Source organism: Bradyrhizobium sp. (assembly GCF_016462955.1).
In the GTDB taxonomy this organism is placed as follows: domain Bacteria; phylum Pseudomonadota; class Alphaproteobacteria; order Rhizobiales; family Xanthobacteraceae; genus Bradyrhizobium.
The window spans coordinates 1-8306 of the sequence record NZ_JAEMSD010000313.1; the positions used below are offsets into that span (position 1 = coordinate 1).

An 8306-nucleotide genomic window follows, 5' to 3' on the forward strand; every position below is an offset into this window, starting at 1 on the left:
TCATGTCGAGTTCAAGTGCTTCGGGGGTCTGCGGGCAGTCGATGATGTTGCTCATCATCCGCGGCCCTTCGTCGAGCTCGACCACCGCGATGGCGTAAGGCGGCGTGAAGCCGGGCGCGGCGGGGCGGTGGTTGATGACGTAGCTGTAGAGAAAGCCCTTGCCGCTCGCCTTGAAGATGCTGACCTTGCGCGAGGCACAGGACGGGCAGAACGGCCGCGGCGGGAAATAGACATGCGCGCAGGCGGCGCAGCGCTGCAGGCGCAATTCGCCGGCCTTGGTGCCGTCCCAGAAATGCTGGGTCTCCGGCGTCGGTTTCGGTCGCGCGCGCTGCGGTTCGGCCATGTTGGCGCTCCTCCCAAAGACAGGCCTCGCGCCCGCCTGTTCGAACTTGATGCGACATTCGACCATGGCGCGTCAACGGTCCAGCAATGCGCATGCATGCCATCATGCGCACAATGCTTGTGTCGAGCTGAGCCAGCGCTATAGATTGCGCCCGAAATATTCCGTGAGACAGACATGCCCGATTTTCCGACACTGGCGAAGCTCGCCGAAGACCTCGAAAGCGGCCGCACCACCTCCCGCAAGCTGGTCGAGGCCTGCCTCGCCAGGATCGCCGACCCCGCCGGCGAGGGCCAGCGCGCCTTCATCCATGTCGACAAGGATGCCGCGCTCGCGGCAGCCGATGCGATGGATTCCCTGCGCAAGGCCAAGGCGGCGCCGTCGCGCTATGCCGGCATCCCGATCTCGATCAAGGATCTGTTCGATATCAAGGGCCAGGTGACGCGCGCAGGCTCGCGCGCGCTCGAGGATTCCTCGCCTGCCGAGCAGGACGCCGCGACGGTGGCGCGGCTGCGAAAGGCCGGCTTCGTCGTGATCGGGCGAACCAACATGACCGAGTTCGCTTATTCCGGCATCGGCATCAATCCGCATTACGGCACCCCGAAGGGCGCCTGGAACCGCGCCGAAGGCCACGTCCCCGGCGGCTCGTCCTCGGGCGCGGCGGTGTCCGTGCTCGACGGCATGGCCCACGGCGCGCTCGGCACCGATACCGGCGGCTCCTGCCGGATCCCGGCGGCCTTCAACGGCATCGTCGGCTACAAGCCGACGCAGCGGCGCGTGCCGCTGGACGGCTCGGTGCCGCTGTCGTTCTCGCTCGACAGCATCGGGCCTCTGGCGCGATCGGTCAGCTGCTGTGCCATACTCGACGCGGTGCTTGCGAACGAGCCTATTGCCCCGCTGAAGCCGCGGCCGGTTGAGGGCATGCGGCTTGCTGTGCCCACCACGATTGCGCTCGACGATCTCGACGTGGAAGTGGCCCAAACCTTAGAGCGTGCGCTGAAGACGTTGTCCGATCACGGCGCCATCATCGAGCGCATCGAGATGGCGGAGTTCCACGACATCGGCCCGATGAACGCCAAGGGCGGCTTCGCGGCCTCCGAAAGCTACGCCTGGCACCGTTATCTCATCACGGCCAAGGGTGACGTCTACGATCCTCGCGTCTTCGTCCGCATCATGCGCGGCGAGGCGCAGAGCGCTGCCGACTACATCGACCTGCTCAATGAACGGCGGTCGCTGATCGCGCGCGTCAACGCGCGCATCGCGCCCTATGATGCGCTGGTGCTGCCGACCACGCCCAACACGCCGCCGAAGATCGCCGACCTCGCGGACGATCAGGCATTCACCCGCGAGAACATCCGCGCCTTGCGCAACTGCAGCCTGATCAACCTCATCGACGGCTGCGCCATTTCGCTGCCCTGTCATCGTGAGGGCGACGTTCCCGTCGGCCTGATGCTGGCGGGCGCGGGCGGCTCGGACCATCGCATTTTCGAACTTGCTGCCGGCATGGAGGCCGTCGTTCGTGTTTGACCTGACTTTCACCATTGACGCCCAGGACACCACCACGCCGCTGACGCTCGCGATCGACCAGCTGGTCATCGCCGGCTGGACCGGCCGCGATCCGGTCGCGCGCGACAAGCACATCAAGGAGCTGCAGGAGATGGGCATCGCCCCGCCTGCCTCGACGCCGATCTATTACCGCGCTTCAGCGCGGCGGCTGACCCAGGAGGACAGCATCGAATGCAGCGGCGGCGATTCCTCCGGCGAGGTCGAGTTCGTGCTGATCGGCTGGCAGGGCCGCATCTTCGTCGGCTGCGGCTCCGACCATACCGACCGCAAGGTCGAGGCCTACAACGTCACGGTGTCCAAGCAGATGTGCGACAAGCCGATCGCCGCCACCCTGTGGGAGCTGGAGGACGTCATCGGCCACTGGGACAAGATGATCCTGCGCTCATACGCCACGATCAAAGGCGAGCGCGTGCTGTACCAGGAGGGCACGCTGGATGCGATGCTTCCGGTCACCGACCTCATCGCGCGCGGCTTTGACGCCGGCAAGCTCCCCGACGGCTGCGCCATGTTCGGCGGCACCTTCGCCGCCAAGGGCGGCATCCGCCCGGCCGACCGCTTCGACTTCGAGCTGGAAGACCCCGTGCTGAAGCGGACGATCAGGCACGGCTATAATGTGAGGACGCTGCCGGTGAGGGGGTAGGTCTACCCCACGGGCATTGCGAGCCAAGCGAAGCAAAGCAATCCAGACTGGTTCCGCGGCGGGATTCTGGATTGCTTCCTCGCAAGGGCTCCTCGCAATGACGGCGAAAGAGTCATCGGAAATCGGGTGGCCGTAGCGCTCGCGCCTTGCCACACCCACATCCGTCATTCCGGGGCGCGCCCACTTGGGCGCGAGCCCTGAATCCATCGTGCGGCATGGTCGGTGGATGAATGGATTCCGGGCTCGCGACTTCGTCGCGCCCCGGAATGACGGACTTGGATAGGATATCGCTATGGCCATTGCCAAACGTGTTGCCGCACCAGACTCTGTGGCCGACCTCGCCGCCCACGTCGACGCCCTCGACTGGCCGCAAATCACCGCCGAGCTCGACTCCCAGGGTTGCGCCGTCCTGAAGAACCTGCTCACGCCCGATCAATGCTGCGCCGTCGCCTCGCTTTACTCCGAGGACACGCACTTCCGCAGTCGCGTCGTCATGGGCCGCCACGGCTTCGGCCGCGGCGAGTACAAATACTTCGCCTATCCGCTGCCCGACCTGATCGCGCAGCTCCGCCCGGCGCTCTATGCGCAGCTGCACGGCGTCGCCAATCGCTGGAACGAGGCGATGGGGATCGACATCCGCTATCCCGCCACGCACGCGGCATTCTTGAAGCGCTGCCACGAGGCGGGCCAGAGCCGGCCGACGCCGCTGCTGCTGCAATACGAGGCCGGCGACTACAATTGCCTGCATCAGGACCTCTATGGCGAGCACGTGTTCCCGCTCCAGGTTGCGATCCTGCTCTCGGAGCCGGGCCGTGATTTCACCGGCGGCGAGTTCGTGCTGACCGAGCAGCGCCCGCGGATGCAGTCGCGTGCCGAGGTTGTGCCGCTCGCGCAGGGCGATGCCGTCGCCTTCGCTGTGCATCATCGCCCGGTGCAGGGGACACGTGGCACCTACCGCGTTAATCTGCGCCATGGCGTCAGCCGGATCAGGTCGGGCCGGCGCCATACGCTGGGTGTGATCTTTCACGATGCGAAATGAGCGGAGCCTTTGACGGCTGATTTGTTCGATAGCGTCGCCGAAGCCCAACCGTCGCGCGAAAACATCGCCGATGGGGCCGTGCTGCTACGCGGCTTCGTCAAGCCGATCGAGAGCGAGCTGATCGAAGCCGTGCGCGCCATCGTGGCAAAATCTCCGTTCCGGCGGATGACGACGCCCGGCGGCCATCTAATGTCGGTGGCCATGACCAATTGCGGCGAGCGCGGCTGGATCACCGACCATACCGGCTATCGCTACGACCCGATCGACCCGCGCACGAGCGCACCGTGGCCGGCGATGCCGCTGCTGCTCCGCGATCTCGCCCGCCGCGCCGCGGAGCAGGGCGGCTTTCGGGACTTCACGCCCGATGCCTGCCTCGTCAACCGCTACGAGCCCGGCACGCGGCTGTCTCTGCATCAGGACAAGGACGAGCTGGATTATGCGGCGCCGATCGTCTCGGTCTCGCTCGGCCTGCCCGCCACCTTCCTGTTCGGCGGCCTTGCGCGCAGCGACAAGCCGCGCCGCTTCCGCCTCGTCCATGGCGACGTCGTGGTCTGGGGCGGCGCCAGCCGGCTCGCCTACCACGGCGTGGCGCCGCTCGCCGACGGCGAGCATCCGCTGCTGGGGCGGACGCGGATCAATCTGACCTTCCGCAGGACGCGCTGAGGCGTTTCCTCGCAGCCCTTGCTCGTCTAAGCTTGGGACGGGGGAGGCGGCAACATGACGACCACGGAGCTCTCGGCCGGCACGGGCGCGGCGAACCGCACGGGCCTTTATCTGGCTGCGCTGCAACTGGTGTTCACGCTAGGCTGGACGACCTACGTCGTCTACCTGCCGAGACTCGCCGCCGAGGTCGGCATCGCGCCGTCCGCCGTGATTCTCATCCTCATGTTGGATCAGGCGATCTTCACCATTGCCGACACCGCGATGGGCATCGCCGCCGACAAGCTCGCGCCCCATCTCGGGCGGCTCGGCTTGTTCGTCGGGCTCATGGCTGCGATCTCCTGCGGCGCCTTCGTCGCGCTCCCCTTCGTTGCCGGCACCGGTCCGGCCGCGCAAGTCTCGTTCATTGCCCTGATCGTGATCTGGTCGATCACGTCCTCTGCGCTGCGCGCGCCGCCGCTGACTTTGCTCGGAAAATACCGGGCCAAGCCGCAGGTGCCGTTCCTCGCGGCGCTGGCCATGCTCGGCTACGGCGTCGCCGGCGCGGTCTCGCCCTATCTGGGCGTCGTGCTGCGCCAGCACGATGCGCGTTTGCCCTTCGTGATCTCCAGCGTGGTGCTGCTGCTCACCGCGCTGGCGCTGTCACGGATCGAGTACGATGTCGCGCAAGATACGACACCGCCGACGTCGGCCGAGGCGGCTAAGCCGCTTGGTCTCGTGCCGATCGCCTTCATCGTCGCAATGGTCGCACTAGCACTCGGCTACCAGCTGCACTTCGCCATGAACAGCGCGCCGTTCTATCTGCGATTTGCAAGGCCGGATGATCTGCAATGGCTGATGCCGGTGTTCTGGATCGGCTTCAACATCGCGATGTTTCCGGCAAGCCTCGTGGTCAAGCATCGCGGCGGCCTGATCGTGATGGGCGCGGCCGGCCTGTTCGGCGCTGCGGCGATCGCGGCGGCCGAGTTCGCCGGCAGCCTCGACATGCTGATTGTTGCGCAATTTCTCGCGGGCGCCGCGTGGGGCTGCATGCTGATGAGCGCAGTCTCGGCGGCGCTCGCCATCGGCTCGACCGGCGCAGAAGGCAAGGTGACGGGCCTCGTCTTCTCTGCGCTCGCGCTCGGCACCTTCGCGCGGATGGCGGCGGTTGCCGGCGGCTTGCAGAAGATGCCGGACTACGCGCCTCTGCTGCATTGGGCGCCGATCGCCTGCTGGTCGGTCGCAGGCGCCGGCCTGCTCGTGATCGCGGCCGCGCGGCTACAGGGCCGTGCTCCCGTCAAGGCTTCGGCGGGTGAATGAACGCCCAGGGGCTCACTTCCGAATCCCTGGTGACCTCGACCGAGATCAGATACGGCCCGACGTGGCTCAGCGCCTTCTCCAGCGCCGCCTTGAACTGGTCCGGCGCGGTCACGCGCGCAGCCGCCACGCCGAAGGACTCCGCGAGCTTGACGAAATCGGGATTGACGAGATCGGACGCCACCACGCGGCCGTCGAAATGCTGGCGCTGGTCACGGCGGACATTGCCGTAGGCATTGTTGTTGAACACCAGCGTCACCACGCCAATGTTGAACTGCACGGCGGTGGCAAGCTCCTGCACGCCGAACATGAAGCCGCCATCGCCGGTGATCGCCACCACCGGCGTGTCGGGGTTGGCGACCTTGGCGCCGAGCGCGGTCGGAAAGCCCGAGCCGAGCGTGCCCTGATAGCCCGACGTGATGAAGGTACGCGGCTCGTAGACGGGAAATCCATACCAGGAGGCGAAGCCGACCTGGGACAACTCGTCGGTCACGATCGCATTCGCCGGCAGCACCTCGCGCAGGATGTCGAGATACGCCATCTGCGGCTGGATGCGCTGGATCTCGGCCTGCGCCGCCGCGGTGGCCTCGCGAATGTCCTCGCGCCGGCCGCGGCCCCTGGCATAGCCGGCCTTCTTCACCGCTGCGACCAGATCGGCGGTGCCGTCCCTGGCGTCGGCGACAACAGCAACATCGGCGGCGAGCCGGCGCATCTCGGCGGGATCGATGTCGATCCGAATGGATTTCAGTCCGGTCGGCTGGTACGGCCAGCGAAAGCCCGAGGCCGGCAGCTCGGCGCGCGTGCCGATGGCGATCATCAAATCCGTCTTGGGCCAGAGCTTGTAGGCGGCCGCCATGGTGAGGCCGAGCTCATGCGCGTTGGAAACGATGCCGCGGCCGCTGCGAAAGGCGACGACGGGCGCATCGATCATCTCGGCGAGCTCGAGGATCTCTTCGCCGGCCTCGATCGCGCCGCTGCCGACGAAGATCATCGGCGCCTTGCTGGCCTTGATCAGCCCGGCCGCATGAGTGACGAGATCGGGATCGGGTTGCGGCGCCGACAGCGGCTCCAGCATCCGGGCAGCGGCGGTGTCGGCGCGCTGGGTGAAGACGTCCCAGGGCATCTCGACCGAGGCAGGGCCGCGCCGGCCCGACATCATCTCCTGGAACGCGCGCGCGACGATGGTCGGCGCATGTCCGGGATATTCGATGCGCTCGGCCCATTTCACATAGGTGCGCAAGGTCGCAAGCTGGTCCGGCATCTCGTGCAGATGGCCGCGGCCCTTGCCGAGAAACTGCGTCGGCACCTGGCCGGTGACGCACAGCACCGGCTCGTTGCAGCCGAACGCGGTGAGCAGCGCCGCGCTGGCATTGAGCACGCCGGGGCCCGGCACCACGCTGAACACGCCGGGCCGGCCGCTGGAGCGTGCATAGCCGAATGCCATGTAGCCGCAGGCCTGCTCGTGCCGCGCGCCGATCACCTTGAGCTGGGCCTGGTGGAAGGCGTCGAACAGGCCGTAGACCTGCGCGCCGGGTAGGCCGAACACGGTGTCGACGCCATGGGCCACGAGCCCGCTTACGATCGCTTCGCCGCCGGTGAGGGTGGTCATTTGGCACTTCCACTTCGGTTGTTGTTCAAGCTTCGTCGACCACGCCGTTGCGCAGGCGCCCGATGCCCTCAGCCTCCACCTCGATCACATCGCCGGGCTTCAGATATCGCGGCGGATCGAACCGCGCACCCGCGCCGGTCGGCGTGCCCGTGACGATGATATCGCCGGGGACCAGGGTTGCGAAAGTCGAGATATAGTTCAAGAGATAGCGGAACGGAAACATCAGCCGGCTGGTGCGATCGTCCTGCCTGAGTTCGCCGTTGACATGCGTGGTGAGCCGGATGTCGGCGATCTGCGATTCCCGCGTGTAGGGCACCAGCCACGGGCCGAGGCTGCCGCTGGAGTCGAAGTTCTTGCCCTGCGTGACGTTGAACTTGGCGTGGCGCAGCCAGTCGCGCACCGAGCCCTCGTTGCACAGCGTGAGCGCGGCGATGTGATCGAGCGCGCTGCTTTCGGGGATATGCCGGCCGGGCTTGCCGATCACCAGCACGATCTCACCCTCATAATCGAGCTGCGCGGAGGCGCGCGGGCGCACCAGCGGCGTGTCGTGGCCGACGAAGGAGCGGGGCGAGCGCATGAACATGCTCGGATATTTCGGCGCCTCCTGACCGTCCTTGTACTCGGCGTTGCGGTCGGGATAGTTGACGCCGATGCAGATGATCTTCTCCGGCGCCGGGACCGGCGGCAGCCATGTGATGTCGGCAAGCACGTGGTCGGGTTTGCGACCGGCGGCCTCTTCGGCAAAGCTGACGAGCTTGCCGGCCGCGATCACCTCGCGCAGCGTGGGATAGTCTCTCGCGTAACGCGCGGAGAGATTGACGATGCCGCCCTCCAGGACGGCGCCGTAGCTGACATCACCCTTGAGGGAATAGGTGGCGAGGCGAGGGAGCTTCATCGCTTAATCCGCCACCAGCACGTCGGCCACGAATTTCGGCTCGCGCACGGCCTGGCCCGTGAACGGCGAGCCCTGCTCGAACCAGGAGCGCGGCGCCGGTGCGCCCCACAGCGTCTGGCGGCGCGGATCGCGCAACGACCAGCGCAGCGGCTCGTGGTCGTGATCGCCCGTGAAGTAGTCGCTGGTGTAGAGCTCGAGCCGGTGCCCGTCGGGATCGCGCACATAGAGGAAGAACGCGTTCGAGATGCCGTGGCGTCCCGG

At 66.8% G+C, this 8306-nt stretch carries 8 protein-coding genes and 1 pseudogene; 5 read left to right on the forward strand and 4 right to left on the reverse strand.

Annotated elements, in window-relative coordinates; all coding sequences use genetic code 11:
- A partial coding sequence (locus JHD07_RS26170) for an OB-fold domain-containing protein (protein ID WP_291627317.1) occupies positions 1–343 on the reverse strand: 343 nt, incomplete at its 3' end.
- Between the two features lie 174 nt (positions 344–517).
- On the opposite strand from JHD07_RS26170, the gene JHD07_RS26175 reads away from it, so the two are divergent.
- The 5 genes from JHD07_RS26175 to JHD07_RS26195 all read left to right on the forward strand — a co-directional run bounded on the left by JHD07_RS26175 (position 518) and on the right by JHD07_RS26195 (position 5544).
- The gene (locus JHD07_RS26175; protein ID WP_291627319.1) at positions 518–1867 is read left to right on the forward strand and encodes an amidase; all 1350 of its coding nucleotides are present in this window, start codon (positions 518–520) and stop codon (positions 1865–1867) included.
- The gene (locus tag JHD07_RS26180; RefSeq protein ID WP_291627320.1) at positions 1860–2546 is read left to right on the forward strand and encodes a DUF2848 domain-containing protein; all 687 of its coding nucleotides are present in this window, start codon (positions 1860–1862) and stop codon (positions 2544–2546) included. Before JHD07_RS26175 ends, JHD07_RS26180 begins: the two co-directional genes overlap by 8 nt.
- 292 nt (positions 2547–2838) lie before the next feature.
- On the forward strand, positions 2839–3585 hold the full coding sequence (locus tag JHD07_RS26185; RefSeq protein WP_291627322.1) for a 2OG-Fe(II) oxygenase: 747 nt from the start codon (positions 2839–2841) through the stop codon (positions 3583–3585).
- 9 nt (positions 3586–3594) lie between these two features.
- Entirely contained in the window at positions 3595–4248 is a 654-nt protein-coding gene (gene alkB / locus JHD07_RS26190) for a DNA oxidative demethylase AlkB (RefSeq protein ID WP_291627324.1), read from the forward strand.
- A gap of 54 nt (positions 4249–4302) precedes the next feature.
- Complete coding sequence (locus JHD07_RS26195; RefSeq protein WP_291627326.1) at positions 4303–5544, forward strand: MFS transporter; 1242 nt, start codon at positions 4303–4305, stop codon at positions 5542–5544.
- Here JHD07_RS26195 and JHD07_RS26200 read toward each other — a convergent pair.
- From JHD07_RS26200 to JHD07_RS26210, 3 genes and pseudogenes are all read right to left on the reverse strand, one after another.
- Positions 5522–7150 carry a thiamine pyrophosphate-dependent enzyme gene (locus tag JHD07_RS26200; RefSeq protein ID WP_291627328.1) on the reverse strand — a complete coding sequence of 543 codons (1629 nt, stop codon included), beginning with the start codon at positions 7148–7150 and terminating at the stop codon, positions 5522–5524. The genes JHD07_RS26195 and JHD07_RS26200 overlap by 23 nt on opposite strands.
- Before the next feature lie 25 nt (positions 7151–7175).
- Positions 7176–8045: a fumarylacetoacetate hydrolase family protein gene (locus tag JHD07_RS26205; protein ID WP_291627330.1), complete on the reverse strand. Its 870-nt coding sequence runs from the start codon at positions 8043–8045 to the stop codon at positions 7176–7178.
- A 3-nt stretch (positions 8046–8048) separates the two neighbouring features.
- A pseudogene (locus tag JHD07_RS26210) lies at positions 8049–8306 on the reverse strand (3,4-dihydroxyphenylacetate 2,3-dioxygenase); the annotation flags it as partial.

What these genes read in the sequence shown, in the direction of transcription:
- JHD07_RS26200 (WP_291627328.1), bottom strand. Translation starts at nt 7,150, where the DNA reads ATGACCACCCTCACCGGCGGCGAAGCGATCGTAAGCGGGCTCGTGGCC.
- JHD07_RS26185 (WP_291627322.1), top strand. Translation starts at nt 2,839, where the DNA reads ATGGCCATTGCCAAACGTGTTGCCGCACCAGACTCTGTGGCCGACCTC.
- JHD07_RS26175 (WP_291627319.1), top strand. Translation starts at nt 518, where the DNA reads ATGCCCGATTTTCCGACACTGGCGAAGCTCGCCGAAGACCTCGAAAGC.
- JHD07_RS26195 (WP_291627326.1), top strand. Translation starts at nt 4,303, where the DNA reads ATGACGACCACGGAGCTCTCGGCCGGCACGGGCGCGGCGAACCGCACG.
- JHD07_RS26205 (WP_291627330.1), bottom strand. Translation starts at nt 8,045, where the DNA reads ATGAAGCTCCCTCGCCTCGCCACCTATTCCCTCAAGGGTGATGTCAGC.